The organism is Dellaglioa sp. CoH-55-MRSF-6 (assembly GCF_056782215.1).
In genome coordinates this window covers 105450-126157 of sequence record NZ_JBXAYJ010000002.1, presented here as the reverse complement: position 1 = coordinate 126157, position 20708 = coordinate 105450, and the positions used below count along the sequence as shown (strand labels likewise).

Sequence of the window (20708 nt, the reverse complement as noted above, 5' to 3'; positions counted from 1 at the left end):
CTATCCTATAAAATATAACGACTAAGATCTTTATCAGCAACGATGTTACCAATTTTGTCTTCAACATAACTTTCAGTAATTGTTATGTCACCCATTTGCATATCTGGACCCTCAAATAGTAAATCTTCAAGTAATTTTTCAAGAATTGTATGCAGTCTGCGTGCACCAATATTTTCAGTATCGTGGTTAACGTTGTAAGCAATTTCAGATATTTTCTCAATTGCTTCAATTGTAAATGTCACATTAATATTATCAGTGCCAATTAAAGCAATATATTGTTTAATTAAGGCATTATGAGGTTCTGTAAGAATTTTAACAAAATCTGCTTGGCTCAAATCATCTAATTCAACTCGAATTGGGAAACGACCTTGAAGTTCAGCAATTAAATCGCTAGGTTTACTTTCATGAAAAGCACCTGATGCAATAAACAAGATATGATCAGTATTAATAACACCATATTTAGTTGAAATTTGAGAGCCTTCAACAATTGGTAAAATATCACGTTGTACGCCTTCTCTAGAAACTTCACCACTATTTTTTTGAGATTTTGAAGTAATTTTATCAATTTCATCAATAAAAATAATTCCAGTGTTTTCAGCACGTTCAATTGCAGCTTGATTGATATCTGCTACATTAACTAATTTTTTTGATTCTTCACGAATTAAAATTTTACGGGCTTCTGCTACGGTTAACGTTCTTTCTACTTGGCGTGTTGGTGTTAATGCACTTAAGGTATCTCCTAAGTCGATGCCCATTTGTCCCATCATGCCATTCATACCAGAAGGCTGTTTAGGTTCATCAACTTTAATTGTCACTTCGTTATTTTCTAATAAACCACGACTTAGTTGTTCCGATACAGATAGTCGTTCATTTCTAATGTCGTCAGTGACCTCCTCTTCATCTTTTGCATCTAATCCGGCAGGTATTTGACCTTTTTGAATTTGAGACATCATTTGCATAAGATTAACATTCTCGGCTTTTTTTTGTTTTTTAATACCTGGAACTAGAAGTTTTACAAGTCGTTTATCAGCCATACGTTCAGCTGCGCCTGAAACACGGCCATATTGAGCATCTTCTTCTAATTTAATTGACACGTCAACCAAGTCACGTACCATTGATTCAACATCACGTCCAGCGTAACCAACTTCAGTGAATTTTGTTGCTTCAACTTTAATAAATGGTGCTTCAAGCATTGTTGCCAAACGACGAGCAATTTCAGTTTTACCTACACCAGTTGGCCCAATCATCATTAAATTTTTAGGTGTAACATCTTTTTGCATTGATTCAGAAAGTTGCATCCGACGATATCTATTACGTAATGCAACAGCAATGGCCTTTTTTGCATCATTTTGACCGATAACGTATTGATCTAGTTCTGTAACAATCTGTTTTGGTGTTTTATCACTTATAGTCATAAATTTACCCGCTTTCTATAATTCTTCTGAGATGACATGATGGTTAGTAAAAATATCAATATCACCGGCAATATTAATTGATGCCTCAGCAATTTCTTTAGCTGACATATCAGTTGTATGATGCTTAAGTGCCTTTGCAGCAGACAAAGCAAAATTTCCGCCAGATCCGATTGCTAAAATGTCATCGTCAGGTTCAATTACTTCTCCACTACCAGAAACTAATAACATTTCATTACTGTTCATTACAATCAAAAGTGCTTCTAATTTTTGTAAGGATTGTTCACTACGCCAATCCTGAGCTAATTCAACTGCTGCACGTTGTAAATTACCACTAAATTCATTTAATTTTTTTTCAAATCGTTCTTCAAGATTAAATGCGTCGGCAACGCTACCAGCGAAACCAACAACTACTTGATCGTTATATATGCGACGAACTTTTCTAGCAGTCCCCTTCATAATAACTTTTTCACCCATTGTGACTTGGCCATCACCGGCCATTGCACAGTGACCATTATGCTTAACGGCACAAATTGTTGTTGCATGAAATGAAACAGTTGCCATAATAAACTCCTCCATGTTACTCATTTATTGTATAAAAAAACTTCATTGAACGCTACTACTGTAGCACAACAATGAAGTATAACTCAATTATTTTATCAGATATTTCATAAATATTTAAAGACTTGGTTTAACAATTGCTAAATGCTCTAGAGCACGATTTGCAACCGCTTGATTTTTTTCTTGTTTATCTCGAATTTTTGTGCCTAATTTAGGGATAATACCAAAGTTAGCATTCATCGGCTGAAAATGTTTACCACTGGCATGTGTTATATAATGGGCCATAGCTCCCATCACAGTTGTTTTAGGAAGTACGACTAGCTCTTCTCCTAAAACAAGATGTGCGGCATTGATCCCTGCTAATAATCCACTTGCAGCACTTTCTACATAGCCTTCAACACCTGTCATTTGACCAGCAAAAAATAAATCATTTCTAAATTTAGACTGATATGTTGGTTCCAGTGTATCAGGAGAACGCATAAATGTATTACGATGCATAACACCATAACGAACAAATTCAACATTTTCTAAACCTGGAATTAGTGAGAAAACATTCTTTTGTTCGCCCCATTTAAGATGCGTTTGGAAACCAACAATATTGTATAAGTCACCGACTGCATTGTCTTGACGCAATTGGACAACGGCAAAAGGTGTTCTACCAGTCTTAGGGTCTTCTAATCCAACTGGTTTTAAAGGGCCAAATAACATTGTTTTAGCGCCTCTTCTAGCCATTTCTTCAATTGGCATACAACCTTCGAAAAATTTTTCATCTTCAAAATCATGCATTTCAGCAGTTTCGGCCCCTATTAGTGCCTTATAAAAGGTTATAAATTCCTCTTTAGTCATTGGACAATTAAGGTATGCAGCATCACCTTTATCATATCGTGATTTTAAGTAGATTTTATCCATATTTAATGATGATTTTTCTAAAATTGGTGCAGCTGCATCATAAAAATAAAGTCCCTCACTACCATTTAATTGTTTAATTGATTCTGCTAAACCTGATGATGTTAAAGGACCTGTCGCAACAATTGTTGGACCTTTTGGTAGTTCAGTTAACTCTTCATTGATAACCGTAATATTTTCATGATTTTTAACTAAATCAGTTATCTCACCAGAAAATTTATCACGGTCAACGGCTAGCGCACCGCCAGCCGGAATTGCATTATGGTCAGCTGACTTCATAATAACTGAATCTAACTGTCTCATCTCTTCCTTCAAAAGACCAACGGCATTCGTAATTTGATTAGCTCTTAAAGAATTCGTACAAACTAGTTCAGCAAAATTCTCAGTATGATGCGCTGGTGTCATTTTGATAGGGCGCATCTCGTATAAATTAACATGAACTCCTCGCTTGGCAATCTGCCATGCAGCTTCACTACCGGCAAGACCAGCACCGATTACATTAACGCTAGTATTTTCCATTATATAATCCCCCTGCTAGTTAGATTCAATTATTTTTGAACCGCTTCTTCATAGTCACAATTACTACATTTGACTTGTTTTCCACCTTTTACTTTTTTCTCAATTAAATAATGTTGACATTTTGGACATTCGCGACCAATAGGTTTATCCCATGATACGAATTCACAATCTGGGTATCTTGAGCAACCATAGAATAAACGATTTCGTTTAGATTTACGTTCAATTACTTCCCCTTGCTGACACAATGGACAAGTTACACCAATTTCTTTAACGATTGCTTTTGTATTACGACAATCTGGAAAACGCGTACATGCAAAAAATTTACCATATCGGCCCATCTTAATAACCATCGGTGACCCACAAATTTCACAATTAAATCCAGCTGGTTCATCTTTAATTTGAACTTTCTCAATTGTTTCTTGGGCATGTTCAACATTTTTTGAAAATGGTTTATAAAAATCATCAACAACTTTAACCCAATTTTCGTCTCCGACTTCAATGTTATCAAGACCTTTTTCTAATTCAGCAGTAAATTTAACATTCACAATATCACTAAAATAAGCTTCAATCATATCATCTACAATTTCACCCAGTTCAGTTGGTTCAAAACGCTTAGCAATTAATTTCACATAATATCGACGTTGAATAGTATCCAAGGTTGGTGCATACGTTGATGGACGTCCAACACCATTTTCTTCAAGTGTTTTAATTAAATTTGCTTCAGTGAATCTAGCAGGTGGCTGAGTAAAATGTTGGTTAGGCTGATTTTTAGCTAACTTAACATGATCGCCAACTTTTAAATCCGGTAAAATATTATCAGTCTTTTTGTTATCCTCATAAATTTTTGTATAACCTGCAAACTTAGTCTTTGACCCAGAAGTATGATAAGTAACGCCATTTTGTTCAATAGATACAGACATTGTATCCATTACAGCTGGTGTCATTTGACTGGCAACAAATCGCGACCAAATTAATTTATATAACTTCATTTGATCATTACTTAAATAATCCTTCATTGAAGCAGGTGTACGTAAAACAGAGGAAGGTCTAATTGCTTCATGTGCGTCCTGTGCACCTTCTTGTAATTTACCTTTGCGTGGCTTAATAGCTGCATAATCTTCACCATACTTTTCGTGTAAAAATTGAGCAGTTTCATGTTTGGCAGTCGTAGATACACGAGTCGAGTCGGTACGCATGTAAGTGATTAAACCAACAGTACCCTGTTTTCCGAGATGAATTCCTTCATATAATTGTTGTGCAACCATCATCGTTTTTCTTGTACGAAAGTTTAATTTTCTATTAGCATCTTGTTGCATTGTACTTGTAGTAAATGGTAAAGCTGGAAATCTTTTACGTTCTTTTTTTGTGACAGCGGTGATATCAAAATCTTGTTTTGTATCAATTAATGCCATTACTTTTTTAACATCTTCATTATCATGAAGTGCTTTTTTCTTTCCCTTAATACCATAAAAAGCTGCATCAAATTTCTCTTTACCTTTTTTAAATTCAGAATCAATAGTCCAGTATTCCTCTGGTATAAATGCACGAATTTCTTTTTCTCTATCAATAATTAAATTCAAAGCAATAGACTGAACTCGACCAGCACTTAAGCCTTTTTTTATTTTAGCCCATAATAAAGGACTAATTGAATAACCAACTAATCTATCTAAAATACGGCGAGCTTGTTGTGCATCAACTAAATTCATATCAATTGATCTAGGATCATTAAAAGCATTTTTAACTGCATCTTTTGTAATTTCATTAAAAACAACACGATTTTTGTCCGTGATATCTAAATCTAAAATATGAGATAAATGCCATGCAATTGCCTCGCCTTCACGATCAGGATCGGCTGCTAGATAAACATTTTTAGCTTTTTTAGCTTCTTTTTTTAAACTTTTAATAACATCGCCTTTACCACGAATTGAAATGTAATGAGGATCATAGTTGTTTTCAACGTCAACTCCCATTTTACTTCGTGGTAAATCTCTAATATGTCCAAGACTAGCGACAACATGGTAGTTGCTGCCTAGGTATTTTTCAATTGTTTTAGCCTTAGAAGGTGATTCAACAATAACTAGATTTTTTTTTGCCGGCGTTCTCTTTTTCTTTTTGGTTACTGGCATAATTGAACTCCTTCGTAGTATTTATATTGTAAGCAATAACATTTTTAAAATCGTTAGTAATCTTAAAGCATATTAGAGAGACTTGTCAAGCGTAACTAGTTTTCATAGAACTCTGCAAGTATCTGTTCACCGTTAATAATCGGCATTGCACCGGCTATTATTAGTTCATTACACCCAAGTGAAAGAGGACTAATAATTGATCCGGGTACAGCTAGTACTGTGCGATTTTCTTGCAATGCTAAATTGGCAGTTATAAGACTACCACTATGGTGTTTAGCCTCTGTAACTAATAAGCATTCACAAAGGCCTGCAATAATTCGATTTCTTTCAGGGAAATGATTACGTTGTGGTCCTGTATTCAGTCCGTACTCAGATAATAAAAGTCCCTTTTTGCTAATTTCAATTTGTAAATCTTCATTAATTTTTGGATAATAAATATTTAAACCTGTCCCAATAACAGCAATTGTATCTGCTCCGTTAGCTATTGTAAATTGGTGTGCCAAGGTATCAACGCCGGCTGCTAATCCGCTTAAAATTACCTTATCATTTTGGATACTATTTGGTAATAATAATCGTATTACTTCTATTGAGTAGTCAGTTCTTTGCCGAGCACCAACAACAGCAAGTGATTGTCGATTTAATAATTGCGTATTTCCTCGCATAAAAAGAACAATTGGTGGTCGATAGCATTCTTTTAGTCGATACGGATAGTCCTCATCAATAATAGTCACAATTGTTGAATGTAACTTATTGGTAATAACCTCATTTTTCAATGAAATACTAGTGTAAGCTTTACTGAAACTAGCTATTTTTTTACTATTTAAATTTAAAATGGATTTAATTACATCTAGAGTTAAATCAGTACAACTTGGATTCTGTTGTAACCAATCAAAAATTTTATTTTCGCCAATATACGTTATTTCAGAACATAGTCTAAGTTTAATTAAAGTGTCTCTTATTGTCATTGTTTCTCCTTATTAGTCATTAATACTAATAAGGTACGCAATTTATTTCATTATTTTTTTAGAATAGATTTAATTGGTTCAAATGTTCGACGATGAATTGGAGTGACTCCTAATTTGCTAAGTCCTGCTAAATGTTTTTTAGTTCCATATCCATCATTATGATTGAAATCGTATCCTGGATATAATTCATTGTAAAAGTTCATGAGATGATCTCGGTAAACCTTAGCAACGATACTAGCAGCAGCAATACTAGCACTTTTAGAATCGCCTTTAATGAAACTTTCCTGCGGAATATCGCTATCAATCGTCATAGCATCAATCAATAATTGTTGTGGTTTCACGTCCAATGAATTAACAGCTTCTAACATAGCAATTCTTGATGCTTGATATATATTAACTTCATCAATTGTTTGATTATTTATCACAGATATACCAACTGAAACAGCTGTAGCTAATATTTCAACGTATAATGCTTCACGCATAGATGCAGATAATTTTTTCGAATCATTCACGTCAATTAGATTGAAATTATGAGGTAAAATAACTGCTGCACTAACAACTGGACCAGCTAACGGTCCTCTTCCAACCTCATCAATACCAGCGATGTAAGGAATACCATTCTGCCATAGGTCTCTTTCTATTACTAACCTACGATTAAATAATTCTTGGTGTTCAACTAGTTTTTTTTGTCTATTATTATATTGGATTAAAAGCTTAATAACTCCTTTGCGAGAGTCTTTAGCTATTTCTTGCATAAAATTATCCGATGGATTATTCAATAAATGTTCTTTTACTTGAGAAATTGTAAATTTGGTCACAACTATTCGCCACCCAATTGAGGGATTTCTAAGGTATAACGACCAAGTTTACCTTGTCTAATATCAAATATAATTCTCTCACTCGCACGATCATAATCTTCTTTGAAACCCATTTTTTTTGTTAAATCTAATAATAAATCAACATTACTTAACTGCATTTGTTCATCCGTTAATTTATATTTCTCTTGTAATGCCTTTGGATTTGTTTGTTTAAAATGTTCTAACCCGTATAATGCAATGTCATCTTTTGCATATAAAGAGTCTTTTATTGCTCCTGTTAAAGCAAGACGTTTACCGATTTCTTGATCTTCAAATTTGGGCCATAAAATACCTGGTGTATCTAAAAGAGACATTGATTTTCCGGCTTTTAACCATTGCTGTGCTTTTGTCACCCCAGGTCTATTTCCAGTTATGGCGACATTTTTACTTAACAAATGATTTAGTAACGTCGATTTTCCAACATTCGGAATTCCGATACACATTACCTTAACTCGTTGTTGGAGGATACCTTTACTTTCTCGTAACGCTATTTTATCTTTTAAAACAACGTTAATTTTTTTCTCGATAGCGTTAAGTTGTCCGTGTTGACTATCTACTGCAACTGCCGGAATTCCTTTGTTTTCATAGTACTGTAGCCAACGTGCAGTAACGTTCGGATCGGCCATATCTTTTTTTGTTAAAACCATAATATGAGGTTTTGTTGCAAGTAATTGCTCAAGTTGCGGATTTCTAGATGATTCAGGCAATCTTGCATCAACTAATTCAAGTACGATATCTACTAAGTTTAATTTTTCCTTTACTAATCTTAAGGCTTTTGCCATATGTCCTGGGAACCATTGGATTACTGTCATTTAAATTCTCCTTGTTAAGCCAAGTAAACTTTTAATTAACTTGCTTAATTCTTTATATTTAACTCTCTTAATCAGAATACCTTAATTTGTGCACAAAAAGAAGAGAGTTCCGCTATTTAGTTTCGCCCTCTTCAGTCTTTTATTAATTTGTTAACGATTTAATTGCCGCATCATAGGCAGGATCATTTTTTGAAATTTTTTTCTGAACTAATGTTTCAATTTTTAAAGCAGTATCTTTGTTAACTTCGCCCGTTTGAGTTAAAGTATTTTCTTTTTGTAACATTTTTACTGCATTAACCGTTGATGTACCAAAGTAACCATTATTTTTGTCTTTATAATAATTAAGTGCGCTTAAGTAAACTTGAATCGTTTTAACTTGAGGTGTAACGTCTTCATATTTATATGTTTTATCAGTATTAATTAGTGGTGAATAAGCATACGCAGGATAATCAGCTGAAATAGTAGGCTTAATCCCTTTTTTATTAATCCAAGAACCATCAGGTGTTAGCCATTTAGCAATGGTAACTTTTAATTCTGTTTTATCTGTAAAGGTATTGATTGTTTGGACGGTACCTTTTCCATAAGATGTTGACCCAATTAATTTATCATTACCAGATTGGTTAAGTGCGGCTGCTAAAATTTCAGAAGCACTTGCACTATCTTTATTAATGACAACAGCTGTTTTTTCTGTGACTTTAAATCCTGAGTCATATTTTTTACCAGCCTTATATACTTCAGGAGAACCCGTTTTGCCTTGTACCTGCATAATTGTTTGACCATCTTTTAAGAACATTGATCCAATCGCTAATGCTTGATCCATAAGGCCACCTGGATTATCACGAACATCAATGACAAACGATGTAGCGCCATCTTTTCTAAGTGACTTCACTGCAGATTTGACTTCGTTAGATGTATCCTCAGAAAATGTACTAATTTGAATATATCCTACTTTTTTATTCTTTTTCGAAATACTACTATAGACTGTTTTAACAGGAATATCATCTCGTTTTATTGAAACATTAAATGTTGATGAATCACGTTTAATAGTTAGTTTCACTATTGTTCCTTTTTTACCTCTAATTTTTGAAACAGCTTTTTCTAAACTGAGACCATAAATAGATTTACCATCTATTTTTTGGATAATATCATCTGTCTTCAAACCAGCCTTTTTAGCTGGTGTTCCTTTAATAGCTGAAACAATCTGAATATTTTTCTTGCTAATTTTGACTTCAGCACCGATTCCAACAAATTTACTAGAAATAGTTGAATTTAAATTAGTCGCATCTTCTTTACCTAAATAGGCCGTAAATTTATCTCCAGTAGAGTCGACCATACCATTGATAGCCCCATCGACTAATTTTTTCTTACTGATATTTTTATAATAAGAATTATTTAGTGCCGAATAAACAGACTCAATTTTGGCTAAATCTGAACTAGTCGTTTGTAATGACCCAACTAATGTATTAATTTGACTAATTGCAAAAAAATACATTGCAGCAGCTCCGACTATAAAAGATAAACAAATTGACCCTATTAAGGTCCAAAAATGACGACCAAATCTAAAACGTTTTTCTTTTTTATCTTTTTCCATAATTTAATTCCCCACTAATTCATTTTGTCTAAATATCGGGCCCAAGCGTCATCAAAAATTGTCATTGAAGGTAAATATCCTGCATTTAATTCAAGATAATTAGAAAGAAAGTCATACTTATCTGACAATTTAGGAAAACTTTGATCATAAAATGCATTATTTGCAAATTGGGACACCTCATCCGTACCGTGATCATTGCGTTCGGTCATTAAAAATTGATAAAATGTTTGTCTCATAAATTGATACCTCATTTAATTTAAAGGGATAGAAACATCGAATTTAAAAACATTCGTTTTTAAATCAATTTTGGTTGCACTAGCTTGTATACCATTCTCAATATCTAGTTTTTTTAAGTTAAGCATAATTGTTTGTTCTTTGCTATTAATCGTAATCCAATTTGGTAAATCATATGCATTTTTTACATAATCCATTATAAACTTTTTAGGAACTGGTAATGAACCTACAGCAACAGATTTTGCTTTTAACAAGATATTACCATCATCTGTTACAACTGGATCTGAATATAATGTGAATGAAATATTTTGTCCTAAAATTTTTGTTGTGCCCATTAATATAGCAGATTTATCTACTAAAAACCGATATTTAATTGATTGACCTTTTTGAATTGATTTTAAATAATAATTAATGGTTCCGTTAAGTTGTTCCTTGTTCATTTCCACGCTTAGTTCTGTTCTTTTTGTTGCTTTTGAAGTGGTTTGAGTTGTTAGTGTCTTTTGATCTTGGGATTGGTTCATAATACTAACGGAAAAATAAAGTAGTACGCCAATCAATAAAGAAAATAATATGATAAACGCAACTTTCCATGCGTTAAAAGTGGTTGATGTTTTTTCTGTTCTTTTCGGCATAATTCTCCTCATTATTTAAATAAATGATGTTCTTCCATTGATTTGAACAACAAATCAGTCATTTTTTTATAACCTTTTTTATTTGGATGAAAATGATCAGTTATAGAAATATAGTTATTTTTTTCATCTTTTTCTTGCAAGACACTTTCAAGATTAAAACTAGATAAATCAGATAAGTCTGAGCTACCCAAAGTCTTGGCTAATTTACTTGTTTTACCATAATATTGTCCTTCAGAAAGCTGTTTTTCAACACTAACAAAATAACTATTTTTATCATTTTTAACAACCTTGTTGGTTACGTTATTCCATGATTTAACAATCGTTTTCATACTACTCATTTCGGGGAAATAAACGTAAAATGGGTTATACACTCCTATAACGTAGATAGGCGCGCTATTATTATATTTTCTAATCTCTTTAAATAAATCATTTAAATTTTTTGTATAAGTCATTTTTTCAGTATCAATAGCTTTATTTAACTTATCAGTATCATTAGATAAAATGTTTTTTTGTATAACCTGTAATAGGTCATTCCCACCAACTGTTAATGTAATAACAGTGGCTTTTTTTAACGTTTTTTGCATTTTGGGTTGTTTCTTTAATCTGCTATAAATTTGATCACTTCGATCTCCTGATAAGCCAAAGTTAGAGGCAGTTACTTTCATATTTTTATCAGTATTTATTTTTTCTGTAATTAATGAAACGAATCCACCTTTATTCGTTTCATCTCCGACACCCTGCGTTAAAGAATCACCAAGGGATACTAGCTTAAGAGCTGTTTTTTTATGGGGCACTGTTATTAAAGAATGATTCGAAAAATGGCCGGTTGCAAACCACAGCCCACTAAATATAAGACCACTTAGTACTAAAATACTTAAAATAGTAATGGAAAAGCTTTTAAAAAATTTCAAAAAATCATTCCTTTATTTAATTAAAAAAACCGGACAAAAACAGCTGTTTTTGGACCAGTTTAAAAATAATTATTTAATATATTAGTCTTTATCTGTGTAGAACATCACTGCAAAAGCCCCTGGACCACCATGCGTCGCAATAATAGGTGCTGTCTGTCGAACTAGAATATCAACTTTTGGGACTGCTGTTTGTAATAAATCGCGAACTTCAAATGCCTTTTTTTCATTTCCAGCATGAGAAATACCTACTGCTTTAACATTAGGTGTACTTTTTAATTCTTCAACTAAATCTGCAATAAATCTGTTAACCGTCTTCATACCACGGCCTTTATTTTTAATTTTTAATTCGCCATCAATCATTTCCAAAATAATCTTCATATTTAAAACACTTGAAAGAACACCAGTTAATCTTGATATACGTCCACCTTTGACCAGATTATCCAGAGTCATAACGGCCATATTTAGAGTTGAATTCTTACGGATTTCAGAAATTTTTGTTAAAATATCATCCATTGATGCACCTGAATTTGCTAACTTAGCAGCTGCTAAGACTTGAAAAGCCATACCTCGATCAGTAGAACGAGTATCAACAACGGTTACATCGGATTGACTCATTTCTGCAGCTTGCTCTGCAGTATGAACTGTACCACTAATTTGGTCAGTCATGTTAAGTGAGAGAACTTGGCTACCATCTGCCCCAAGACTGTCAAACATTTCTACAAAAGTACCAATTGGTGGCTGACTTGTTTTAGGTAACGTTTTTGACGTTTCCATTTTAGTCTCAAATTCGTCATTTGTAATTGATTCACCTTCAACGTAAATAGTATCATCAATCATAACGCTTAGAGGTATAATGCTAATGTCATTTTCTTTTATTTCATTATCTGTTAATCCAACAGATGAATCCGTTATTATTTTAATTTTTTTCATGTTTCTTCATCCACACTTTCTTAACAAAAGTTTTTAATCATGATACAATAATGTCACTATAAACTTTTCTATTTATAATGTCTAGTATATCAGAATTACTGGTCTATTTCACATAGAAATTGATGACTGAGGTGTTTTTTTGGAACATAATTACAGTAGAAGGTATCTCATCTTAAATGAGGTATTAAACGCGGTAACTCATGGTATTGGTCTTGGGTTAAGTATAGCGGGATTGATTTTTTTACTTATTAAAGGTGCTCATAATGGTAGTGCATTAGAAATTACCTCGTATGCTATATATGGTTCATCTTTGGTACTGCTGTACTTAACTTCTACCCTATTTCATAGTTTAATATTTACACGAGCAAGAACTGTTTTTCAAATCTTCGATCATAGTAGTATCTATATTCTGATAGCAGGTACTTATACGCCTTATTGTCTTCTCTCTGTTGGTGGGGCATTAGGTTGGACACTATTCGGAATCATCTGGATGATGACCGTTTTAGGAATTATTTATAAATCAATTTGGTTGGGTCATTTTAAAACAATTTCAACCATCATTTATCTAATTATGGGCTGGCTTTGTTTGAGCGCAATGATGCCACTTTATAATAGCCTCGGTACAATTGGGTTCTGGCTACTTGTTTCTGGTGGCATTGCGTTCACAATCGGCGCTGGAATTTATAGTATAAACGGTGTTAAGTACTTACATGTCGTTTGGCATTTATTTGTGATGTTAGGTACAGGATTAATGTTTTTTTCTATTTTATTATATACTTAAAGTTAAAAAGCGAAGACACATCCGTATTGGATATGTCTTCGCTTTTTAATTATTTTTTATCATAAATTCTAAATTCATGATCATATACATTTTTTTTGTCAATCATTCCCGGAATCGTTTCAATTAATTTCCAATGAGTATAATCAATAGGAATCATCATCACATCACCATCAAACGTAGCGTTAATTTTTGTTTGATACAATCTATTAACTTTTACATACATTTCAGAAAATAATGTTGCGCCACCAATAACAAAAATATCTTCAGAATATGTTTCTAATAAATCATTCAACTCTGGTATTGAATGAACAATCTTTAGAGTATCTGTTTCAACTAAATCGTTTTTACTTGAAAGAACAATATTAATTCGATTTGGTAATAGTCCCGGAAAACTTTCAAATGTATTTCTGCCCATAACAACGACCTTATTAAGCGTTGTTTTCTTAAAAAATTTTAAATCATTTGGTAAGTACCAAGGTAGCTTACCCTTATATCCAATATGATGTTCACTGTCTTCAGCCCAAATAAAATTAATCATTATTGACTCTCCTTAAGTAAATATTAAACTGCAACAGGCGCTTTAATAGGTGGTGCAGGATTATAGTCTTCTATTTTAATATCCGTCATATCGTATTCAAAAATACTATTTTTATCAGGATTTAACCATAATTTTGGCATGGGTTGCACTTCACGAGAAAGTTGTTCCTTCACTTGTTCTATATGATTATTGTAAATATGGGCATCGCCTAATGTGTGAATGAATTCACCAACTTCAAGTCCAACCTCTTTAGCAATTAGATGAGTTAATAACGCATAACTTGCAATATTAAATGGTACACCTAAAAAGACATCGCCACTTCTTTGATATAATTGACAACTTAATTTACCATCAGCCACATAAAATTGAAATAACGTATGGCAAGGTGGTAATGCCACATTTGGTACATCTTCTGGGTTCCAAGCGGACACAATTAATCTTCTAGAATCAGGTGTTTTTTTGATTGCTTCAATAACATCTTTAATTTGGTCAATCGTATCACCTTGTCTAGTTTTCCAATTACGCCACTGACTACCATAAACGTCACCTAATTCACCAAACTTTTTTGCAAATTCATCGTCTTCAATAATTTTATCGCAAAAAAGGTTTTTCTGTACTTCATATTCTTTTTTAAAATCAGTCTCTAAAAGTGATCGATGTCCAAAATCAGTCATATCTGGACCCATATACTGAGAACTTTCAATGTAATTTTTAAAAGCCCATTCGTCCCAAATATGATTCTTATGTTTCAATAAATATTGGATATTAGTATCACCTTTTAAGAACCACAGTAACTCACTCTTAATTAAACCAAATGGTACTTTTTTAGTTGTTAGTAGTGGGAATCCTTGACTTAAGTCAAACCTCATTTGATAGCCAAAAAGACTTTTAGTTCCCGTTTTTGTACGATCAGATTTATCATTTCCGTTCATTAAAATATCACGTTCAAGTTGCAAATATGTTTCTTCCATACGAAAATTACCCCTTTTCTGCATATTTACCTAAATAGTCCCAACGATTCATCTTTTCTTCAATTTCATCATCTAAATTATCAATTGACACTTGTAGTTCACTTAATGCTACAAAATCATTGCCATTGATATTCGACATATCACTTTCAGCTTTTTCTTTCTTAGCTTCTAAATTATCAATTGTCTGTTCAATTGTTTCAAATTCTTTTTGTTCAGCATAAGTTAATTTAACTTTTAATTTATCGTCAGAAATGGTGTCGTGTTCGATAATTTTTTCTTTTTTTGATATTGATACGGCATCATCCAGTGATTCTTTAGCAAGGTACGATGTAAATAATCCAGTATAACGATTAATTTTAGCATCGCCTTCAAAAATAAGTAATTGATCTGCAACTTTATCTAAAAAATATCTATCATGTGAGACAGTTATAACTGCGCCATTAAAAGATTCTAAATAGTCTTCAAGTACTGTTAATGTTCCAATATCTAAATCATTTGTAGGTTCATCTAGTAATAAGACATTTGGTTGTTGCATAAGTAATTTCAAGAGATAGAGTCTTCTTTTTTCACCACCGGATAGCTGTCTAATTAATGTCCCATGCATCGATCTTGGAAAAAGAAACTGCTCTAAAAGTTGTGTTGTACTTATTCGTTCGCCATGTTTATTTTCGATATTTTCACCAATTTCATTTAGATAGTTAATCATTCGTTTATCGCCAGGTATGGGTTCAGTTTGTTGCTGGTAATAACCTAATTTAACCGTTTCGCCCATTAGTAATTCGCCAGAGTTAAGTGGTAATTTTCCAGCAATTGCATTTAGTAAACTAGATTTACCAGCACCATTTTTACCGGTAATCCCGATTCTATCGCTCGCCTGAATCAACTCACTAAAATGATCAATAATTTTATGATTTTCTAAGACTAAACTAGCTTCTTTTAGCTCAATAACCTTTTTACCAAGCCGCTGTTGGCCTAGTCCAATTGAAACATCTTGATCAATTTGTAATGAATTCATATTTTCTTTTAAATCGTTAAAACGGTTAATTCGTGCTTGTTGTTTTGTTGATCTAGCTTTTGCTCCAGTACGCATCCAAGCTAGTTCCTTTTTATATAGCTGTTGTTCTTTATGCTCAGCGGTAACTTCCTGGGCAACTCTTTCAGCCTTTTGAGCAACGAAATCTTGATAGTTACCTTCATACGAGTGTAATTTACCAAATGATAGTTCTAAAATCTGGTTGGCAATTTGATCTAAAAAATACCGATCATGAGTAACAACAATTAAAGCTCCTTTGTACGTTTTAAGGTAACTTTCTAGCCATTCAATAGAACTAAAGTCCAAATGGTTTGTTGGTTCATCAAGAATTAATAAGTCAGGAGCTTGTATGAGTACTTGAGCCAAGCCAACTCTTTTTTTCTGTCCACCAGATAAGGTTGAGACTTTTTGTGTTAAATCCGTTATTTGTAATTGCGTTAGAATTGTTTTAACGTCATTATCGGCATTCCATGCATCTTCACGATTCATACGATCTTCCGCATCTGAGTAACGTTGCTGTAATTTTTCATCTTCAGGATGTTCACTATAGGCTGTTAAAACAGCTTCATAATGACGAATTGTTTCAAAAATAGGTGAAGCTCCTTCAAAAGCGGCTTCCATAATTGTCATATCATCATTTAATTCTGGTATTTGTTTTAAATAACTCATACGATAGTTATTTGGTTTAATTAAATCTCCTGAATCAGCTGGGTCAAGGTCTGTTAATGCATTTAATAACGTTGTTTTCCCTGAACCGTTAGTTCCAATCAATCCGATTCTATCTTTTTCATTAACAATAAAATTTAAATCATCAAATAATGTTTTTTCGCCGTATGTTTTCTTTAAATGTTCTACCCTCAGTGTTTGCATGTAATCACTCTCTTATCTAATTGATTCTCTTTTATAATTTGTATTACTAAGCATGTTTTGTAAAAAAAGAGATTAAATGATATTTAATCTCTTTTTTTACGCTAATTTTAACATTAGTTGCTTAGCCACTTTTAATAATTGAGTTGATTCGTTTGGGACTTCTTCTAGTAAAATACGATTTTCCAATATGGATAAAATTTGGCCTAATTTTTCACCTGGTTGAATACCAACATCTTTTATTAACTGTCGTCCATTAATTGCCATGTCTTTTTTAGACTTAATTGGAAGTGCAGTATAAGCAACTGTCAGCATTTCTGCATCTAAATTACTATTAAATATTGCTGCAACTTCATTTGCAATTAATAATAATTCTAATCCAGTTTCATACATCAGTTCTCGATTAACGGAATCATGAATAATACCGTTAAGTGCTTTGATAACTATTTGAACGTGTGTAATTAACTCATTTGAACTTTTCCATGAGATTAGAAAATGATTAATATTAGTTTCTGTTATCTTTAGAACATGAATAATTAACGACCAAGCAGCTACTTCTGATGTAAGTTTAATTGATTGCATTTTTGACATATCAGTTAGTTCCGATAAATAATTATTAAATTCGGGACAATATTTTACTAAATCTGATTCAACAAAATGTCGAAGTCCAATTTGAGGATTTTTTCCCAACAGTAATTTAATAAATTCAATATGAATCCGTTCAATAGCAATCTTTTTCAATAGTGGTGCATGTTTATTTAATGCTTTCTTCGTTTCCATTTCGATTGTGAAATCTAATTGGCTTGCAAATCTAATTGCCCTCATCATTCGTAAAGCATCTTCATTAAAACGTTCATCAGCAGTGCCAACAGCTCTAATGATGTGATTTTCTAAATCTTGTAGTCCGTTGAACAAATCAATAATCCGTCCATCATGTGTCATTGCTAAGGCATTGATTGTAAAATCACGACGTTTTAAATCTTCTTCTAAAGAGCGTACAAATTCAACATGATCTGGACGTCTAAAATCTTGATAAGTTGATTCTGTTCGAAATGTGGTGATTTCATAACCTTCTCCATGATCTAAAACCATAACAGTCCCATGTTGAATACCTGTATCTACCGTCTTATTAAAAATTTCCTTAATTTCCTCAGGGTATGCACTAGTGGCAATATCAATATCATGGATTGGTAATCCTAAGATAGTATCCCTAACACTTCCTCCGACAAAATATGCTTCAAAACCAGCATTTTCAATGGCTTTAATCACTGGTTCAGCATTAATGAAATCATCCGCAAGATTGGAAACTATCATAATATATTTTCCAATCCAACTAGTAATTCTTTATATTGTCCAATTTTTTCAGTAGCTAATGCAACACCAGACATGAATGAAATACGGTCAAATGAGTCCTGACGAATAGTTAATGCTTCACCCTCGCCACCAAATAAGACTTGTTCATGAGCAACATAGCCTGGTAAACGGACACTATGAATTCTCATGCCTTCAAAGGCTGCACCTCTCGCACCTGGTAATGTTTCTCTTTCATCAGGGTTGCCTTGAATTTTAGGTTTACGAACTTCAGCAATTAATTTTGCGGTATTTAAGGCTGTACCACTTGGAGCATCCAATTTATTATCATGATGCATTTCAATAATTTCAACGTCAGGTAAATACTTAGCAGCTTGTTGCGCAAATTGCATTAATAAAACAGCTGAAATACCAAAATTAGGAGCAATCAATCCACCTAATTTTTCTGTTTTACATAATTGTTTAAGTTCAGCTATATTATTTTCCGATAAACCCGTAGTCCCAATAACTGGTGACATATGTTTCGAAATAGCAAATTTAGTATTTTCGAAAACAACACTTGGGACAGTAAAATCAATCCAAACATCGGAAACTACGTTTATTTCATCTAGCTTATTGAATATTGGGACATTCTCTGTCTTATAGTCAGTAATTTCATTTATATTTTTTTCTGTAGCTGTAGTACTATAGACTCCAACTAATTCAAATAATGGATTTTCTAAGATCATATTTGTTGTAGTGGCACCCATTCGTCCTTTAAATCCAGCAACCAAAACTTTAATCATAGTAATCCTCCTCATCTTTAATTAATACAATCTAGTTTAACAGATTTATACTAGATTTAAAATGATAGTCAGCAGACATTCATCGATAATATGGTATGATATTTATATTGAATTTATTTCAGGGGGTAGAACTAATCTTAAAAAATGAACGAATTAAAATAATCGATTTAGTAATGATTGCGTTAGGTTGTTGTTTTTATGCATTTGGATTAGCAACCGTTAATATAACAAACCATCTTGCTGAAGGTGGTATAACCGGAGTTACTTTAATTTTACGTTATTGGTTTCATATTGATCCTGCGTATTCAACAATTGCAATTAATGTTCCATTAATCCTTATTGGTTACCGTTTTTTAGGTAAACGATCATTAGTCTATACTATATATGGAACAATAATGTTATCTCTTTTCTTATGGATTTGGCAACGTGTTCCGATTCAAATTAATGTAAATGATGATTTGTTTTTAGCAGGTATCCTTGCTGGTGCTTTTGGTGGCCTTGGGTCAGGCTTAGTATATCGTTTTGGTGGTACTACTGGTGGAACTGATGTAGTGGCTCGAATTTTTGAAAAAACACGTGGTATTCAAATGGGTAAGACAATTCTTGCCCTTGATATTGCTGTTTTGGTCATATCACTTAGCTACTTAGATTTAAGGCATATGATGTATACCCTACTAAGCTCATATGTTTTCTCAAAAATTGTTAACTTCACTCTTGAAGGTAGTTATTCTGGACTTGGCATCTTAATAATTAGTGACCAATATCAAATTATAACTAATGAAATTTGGGATAAATTAGGCAGAGGTGTTAGTTACATCAATGGTGAGGGATCTTATTCTCGCCAAAATAAAAAAATGATTTATGTTGTTATCAACCGTAATGAACTTCATCAGTTGAAGGAAATATTACAAAACCAGGATTCAAATGCTTTTGTTTCAATTAGTAGTGTTAATGAAGTACTGGGACAAGGGTTTAGTTTTAATCGACAAAAAAAGAATAAAATCACTAATATCACTAATATCTTTAATAAATGATTGGTCTTGCGCACTGCGATTTTTGCAGTGCGCTTTATTAGTGTGATATAGTTAAAGTAACTTATTGTTTATTACTAAAGGAGGCAATTAAATGAATTATCCCTATCAAAAAGCTTTTAATTTATCATTAGAATCCAACTCTTTGTCCCCATCAACAATTTTAGAATATAACTACGATATTCATGATTTTTTTAACTATCTTCTAAATTTTAATGATGCATTCTCTAATTCAATAATGGTTGAAACTATCTTAGAATCAGACGTTCGTCAATATTTAACTATGCTTCAAGATAAAAGAAATATTAAAAATTCAACATATACTAAGGTTTTATCGCATCTGAATGGTTATTTTAAATATTTATTTACCCATCAGATAAATACTCATATTCCAACATTAATGTTAAAAGGGAAAAAAAATATCGCAAATTCTGTTATAACCTTCAATTGGTTAATAGACTTCGACTCTTATCTTTTAAATTCAGAAATTAGCTACTATTCTCGACTTGTTTTATTAATGACACGGCATTTCTTTAAAATTTCAGAAATCTTACAACCTGGTTTTTTCGTTAGCTTTAAACAATTAACATTTACGGAAACAGAGGAATTATTTTTGAAGCAATTCAATACCTATATTAAACAACTACAAATTTTACAAAACTCCAACGATTGCTTTTTAAAACTGCGTAAAAATGTTGAAGCACCTTTATTATCTTTACCTGGTCTACATAAATTTTTAAAGAAAGATTTACAATTTATTGCGCCAAATGTTTCACCACGTCTGCTGTACCAGTCAGCTATTTGTTTTTCTATTCTCACTAACAATACGATGACAGATTCAGAAATTATGATGACGTTAAGAATTGATCCAAATTCACTTTTATACTACCGTCATTTAATTATTGAACAAAAATTAATCATATAAACCTTAAAAG

The 20708-nt window shown here is 32.5% G+C and carries 20 protein-coding genes; 3 read left to right on the top strand and 17 right to left on the bottom strand.

Translation table 11 applies throughout. From position 1 onward, the window contains the following. Nucleotides 1-5 precede the first annotated feature (5 nt). From hslU to AC1RPK_RS02355, 12 genes are all read right to left on the bottom strand, one after another. A complete protein-coding gene (gene hslU, locus AC1RPK_RS02410) occupies nucleotides 6-1415 on the bottom strand; it encodes an ATP-dependent protease ATPase subunit HslU (protein ID WP_409022533.1) in 1410 nt (469 codons plus the stop codon). A 15-nt stretch (nucleotides 1416-1430) separates the two neighbouring features. Beyond that, the gene (hslV, locus tag AC1RPK_RS02405; protein ID WP_409022532.1) at nucleotides 1431-1976 is read right to left on the bottom strand and encodes an HslVU peptidase proteolytic subunit; all 546 of its coding nucleotides are present in this window, start codon (nucleotides 1974-1976) and stop codon (nucleotides 1431-1433) included. Between the two features lie 114 nt (nucleotides 1977-2090). After that, a complete protein-coding gene (gene trmFO, locus AC1RPK_RS02400) occupies nucleotides 2091-3398 on the bottom strand; it encodes an FADH(2)-oxidizing methylenetetrahydrofolate--tRNA-(uracil(54)-C(5))-methyltransferase TrmFO (protein ID WP_481761326.1) in 1308 nt (435 codons plus the stop codon). A 29-nt stretch (nucleotides 3399-3427) separates the two neighbouring features. Further along, nucleotides 3428-5524: a type I DNA topoisomerase gene (topA, locus tag AC1RPK_RS02395; protein ID WP_481761327.1), complete on the bottom strand. Its 2097-nt coding sequence runs from the start codon at nucleotides 5522-5524 to the stop codon at nucleotides 3428-3430. A 95-nt stretch (nucleotides 5525-5619) separates the two neighbouring features. Further along, nucleotides 5620-6489: a DNA-processing protein DprA gene (dprA, locus tag AC1RPK_RS02390; protein ID WP_481761328.1), complete on the bottom strand. Its 870-nt coding sequence runs from the start codon at nucleotides 6487-6489 to the stop codon at nucleotides 5620-5622. 50 nt (nucleotides 6490-6539) lie between these two features. Next, on the bottom strand, nucleotides 6540-7307 hold the full coding sequence (locus AC1RPK_RS02385; RefSeq protein ID WP_481761329.1) for a ribonuclease HII: 768 nt from the start codon (nucleotides 7305-7307) through the stop codon (nucleotides 6540-6542). 2 nt (nucleotides 7308-7309) lie between these two features. Further along, entirely contained in the window at nucleotides 7310-8158 is an 849-nt protein-coding gene (ylqF, locus tag AC1RPK_RS02380) for a ribosome biogenesis GTPase YlqF (RefSeq protein WP_481761330.1), read from the bottom strand. A gap of 142 nt (nucleotides 8159-8300) precedes the next feature. Continuing rightward, nucleotides 8301-9749 carry a S41 family peptidase gene (locus tag AC1RPK_RS02375; protein WP_481761331.1) on the bottom strand — a complete coding sequence of 483 codons (1449 nt, stop codon included), beginning with the start codon at nucleotides 9747-9749 and terminating at the stop codon, nucleotides 8301-8303. A gap of 14 nt (nucleotides 9750-9763) precedes the next feature. Continuing rightward, on the bottom strand, nucleotides 9764-9985 hold the full coding sequence (locus AC1RPK_RS02370; RefSeq protein ID WP_409022525.1) for a YozE family protein: 222 nt from the start codon (nucleotides 9983-9985) through the stop codon (nucleotides 9764-9766). A 15-nt stretch (nucleotides 9986-10000) separates the two neighbouring features. Continuing rightward, nucleotides 10001-10615, bottom strand: a complete 615-nt coding sequence (locus tag AC1RPK_RS02365) for a YpmS family protein (protein ID WP_409022524.1) — start codon at nucleotides 10613-10615, stop codon at nucleotides 10001-10003. Nucleotides 10616-10626: 11 nt separating this feature from the next. Continuing rightward, a complete protein-coding gene (locus AC1RPK_RS02360; RefSeq protein WP_481762178.1) occupies nucleotides 10627-11526 on the bottom strand; it encodes an SGNH/GDSL hydrolase family protein in 900 nt (299 codons plus the stop codon). Between the two features lie 81 nt (nucleotides 11527-11607). Further along, a complete protein-coding gene (locus tag AC1RPK_RS02355; protein WP_481761333.1) occupies nucleotides 11608-12456 on the bottom strand; it encodes a DegV family protein in 849 nt (282 codons plus the stop codon). 139 nt (nucleotides 12457-12595) lie between these two features. Here AC1RPK_RS02355 and trhA point away from each other — a divergent pair, with 139 nt between their 5' ends. Beyond that, nucleotides 12596-13237, top strand: coding sequence for a PAQR family membrane homeostasis protein TrhA (gene trhA, locus AC1RPK_RS02350; protein WP_481761334.1), 642 nt, complete (start codon nucleotides 12596-12598; stop codon nucleotides 13235-13237). Nucleotides 13238-13286: 49 nt separating this feature from the next. Here the strand turns inward: trhA and AC1RPK_RS02345 are convergent, their stop codons facing one another. The 5 genes from AC1RPK_RS02345 to dapB all read right to left on the bottom strand — a co-directional run bounded on the left by AC1RPK_RS02345 (nucleotide 13287) and on the right by dapB (nucleotide 18742). Beyond that, entirely contained in the window at nucleotides 13287-13775 is a 489-nt protein-coding gene (locus tag AC1RPK_RS02345; protein WP_481761335.1) for a dihydrofolate reductase, read from the bottom strand. A gap of 23 nt (nucleotides 13776-13798) precedes the next feature. Further along, entirely contained in the window at nucleotides 13799-14746 is a 948-nt protein-coding gene (locus AC1RPK_RS02340) for a thymidylate synthase (protein ID WP_481761336.1), read from the bottom strand. Nucleotides 14747-14753: 7 nt separating this feature from the next. After that, the gene (locus AC1RPK_RS02335) at nucleotides 14754-16649 is read right to left on the bottom strand and encodes an ABC-F family ATP-binding cassette domain-containing protein (protein WP_481761337.1); all 1896 of its coding nucleotides are present in this window, start codon (nucleotides 16647-16649) and stop codon (nucleotides 14754-14756) included. 96 nt (nucleotides 16650-16745) lie between these two features. Next, entirely contained in the window at nucleotides 16746-17960 is a 1215-nt protein-coding gene (locus AC1RPK_RS02330; RefSeq protein ID WP_481761338.1) for a CCA tRNA nucleotidyltransferase, read from the bottom strand. After that, nucleotides 17957-18742: a 4-hydroxy-tetrahydrodipicolinate reductase gene (dapB, locus tag AC1RPK_RS02325; RefSeq protein WP_409022516.1), complete on the bottom strand. Its 786-nt coding sequence runs from the start codon at nucleotides 18740-18742 to the stop codon at nucleotides 17957-17959. The genes AC1RPK_RS02330 and dapB overlap by 4 nt, the downstream gene beginning before the upstream one ends. A 173-nt stretch (nucleotides 18743-18915) precedes the next feature. Here dapB and AC1RPK_RS02320 point away from each other — a divergent pair, with 173 nt between their 5' ends. After that, a complete protein-coding gene (locus tag AC1RPK_RS02320) occupies nucleotides 18916-19776 on the top strand; it encodes a YitT family protein (protein ID WP_481761410.1) in 861 nt (286 codons plus the stop codon). 91 nt (nucleotides 19777-19867) lie between these two features. Continuing rightward, the gene (locus AC1RPK_RS02315; RefSeq protein ID WP_481761339.1) at nucleotides 19868-20698 is read left to right on the top strand and encodes a site-specific integrase; all 831 of its coding nucleotides are present in this window, start codon (nucleotides 19868-19870) and stop codon (nucleotides 20696-20698) included. Nucleotides 20699-20708 lie beyond the last annotated feature (10 nt).

What these genes read in the sequence shown, in the direction of transcription:
- hslU (WP_409022533.1), bottom strand. Translation starts at nt 1,415, where the DNA reads ATGACTATAAGTGATAAAACACCAAAACAGATTGTTACAGAACTAGAT.
- hslV (WP_409022532.1), bottom strand. Translation starts at nt 1,976, where the DNA reads ATGGCAACTGTTTCATTTCATGCAACAACAATTTGTGCCGTTAAGCAT.
- trmFO (WP_481761326.1), bottom strand. Translation starts at nt 3,398, where the DNA reads ATGGAAAATACTAGCGTTAATGTAATCGGTGCTGGTCTTGCCGGTAGT.
- topA (WP_481761327.1), bottom strand. Translation starts at nt 5,524, where the DNA reads ATGCCAGTAACCAAAAAGAAAAAGAGAACGCCGGCAAAAAAAAATCTA.
- dprA (WP_481761328.1), bottom strand. Translation starts at nt 6,489, where the DNA reads ATGACAATAAGAGACACTTTAATTAAACTTAGACTATGTTCTGAAATA.
- ylqF (WP_481761330.1), bottom strand. Translation starts at nt 8,158, where the DNA reads ATGACAGTAATCCAATGGTTCCCAGGACATATGGCAAAAGCCTTAAGA.
- AC1RPK_RS02375 (WP_481761331.1), bottom strand. Translation starts at nt 9,749, where the DNA reads ATGGAAAAAGATAAAAAAGAAAAACGTTTTAGATTTGGTCGTCATTTT.
- AC1RPK_RS02370 (WP_409022525.1), bottom strand. Translation starts at nt 9,985, where the DNA reads ATGAGACAAACATTTTATCAATTTTTAATGACCGAACGCAATGATCAC.
- AC1RPK_RS02365 (WP_409022524.1), bottom strand. Translation starts at nt 10,615, where the DNA reads ATGCCGAAAAGAACAGAAAAAACATCAACCACTTTTAACGCATGGAAA.
- AC1RPK_RS02355 (WP_481761333.1), bottom strand. Translation starts at nt 12,456, where the DNA reads ATGAAAAAAATTAAAATAATAACGGATTCATCTGTTGGATTAACAGAT.
- AC1RPK_RS02345 (WP_481761335.1), bottom strand. Translation starts at nt 13,775, where the DNA reads ATGATTAATTTTATTTGGGCTGAAGACAGTGAACATCATATTGGATAT.
- AC1RPK_RS02340 (WP_481761336.1), bottom strand. Translation starts at nt 14,746, where the DNA reads ATGGAAGAAACATATTTGCAACTTGAACGTGATATTTTAATGAACGGA.
- AC1RPK_RS02335 (WP_481761337.1), bottom strand. Translation starts at nt 16,649, where the DNA reads ATGCAAACACTGAGGGTAGAACATTTAAAGAAAACATACGGCGAAAAA.
- AC1RPK_RS02330 (WP_481761338.1), bottom strand. Translation starts at nt 17,960, where the DNA reads ATGATAGTTTCCAATCTTGCGGATGATTTCATTAATGCTGAACCAGTG.
- dapB (WP_409022516.1), bottom strand. Translation starts at nt 18,742, where the DNA reads ATGATTAAAGTTTTGGTTGCTGGATTTAAAGGACGAATGGGTGCCACT.
- AC1RPK_RS02320 (WP_481761410.1), top strand. Translation starts at nt 18,916, where the DNA reads ATGATTGCGTTAGGTTGTTGTTTTTATGCATTTGGATTAGCAACCGTT.
- AC1RPK_RS02315 (WP_481761339.1), top strand. Translation starts at nt 19,868, where the DNA reads ATGAATTATCCCTATCAAAAAGCTTTTAATTTATCATTAGAATCCAAC.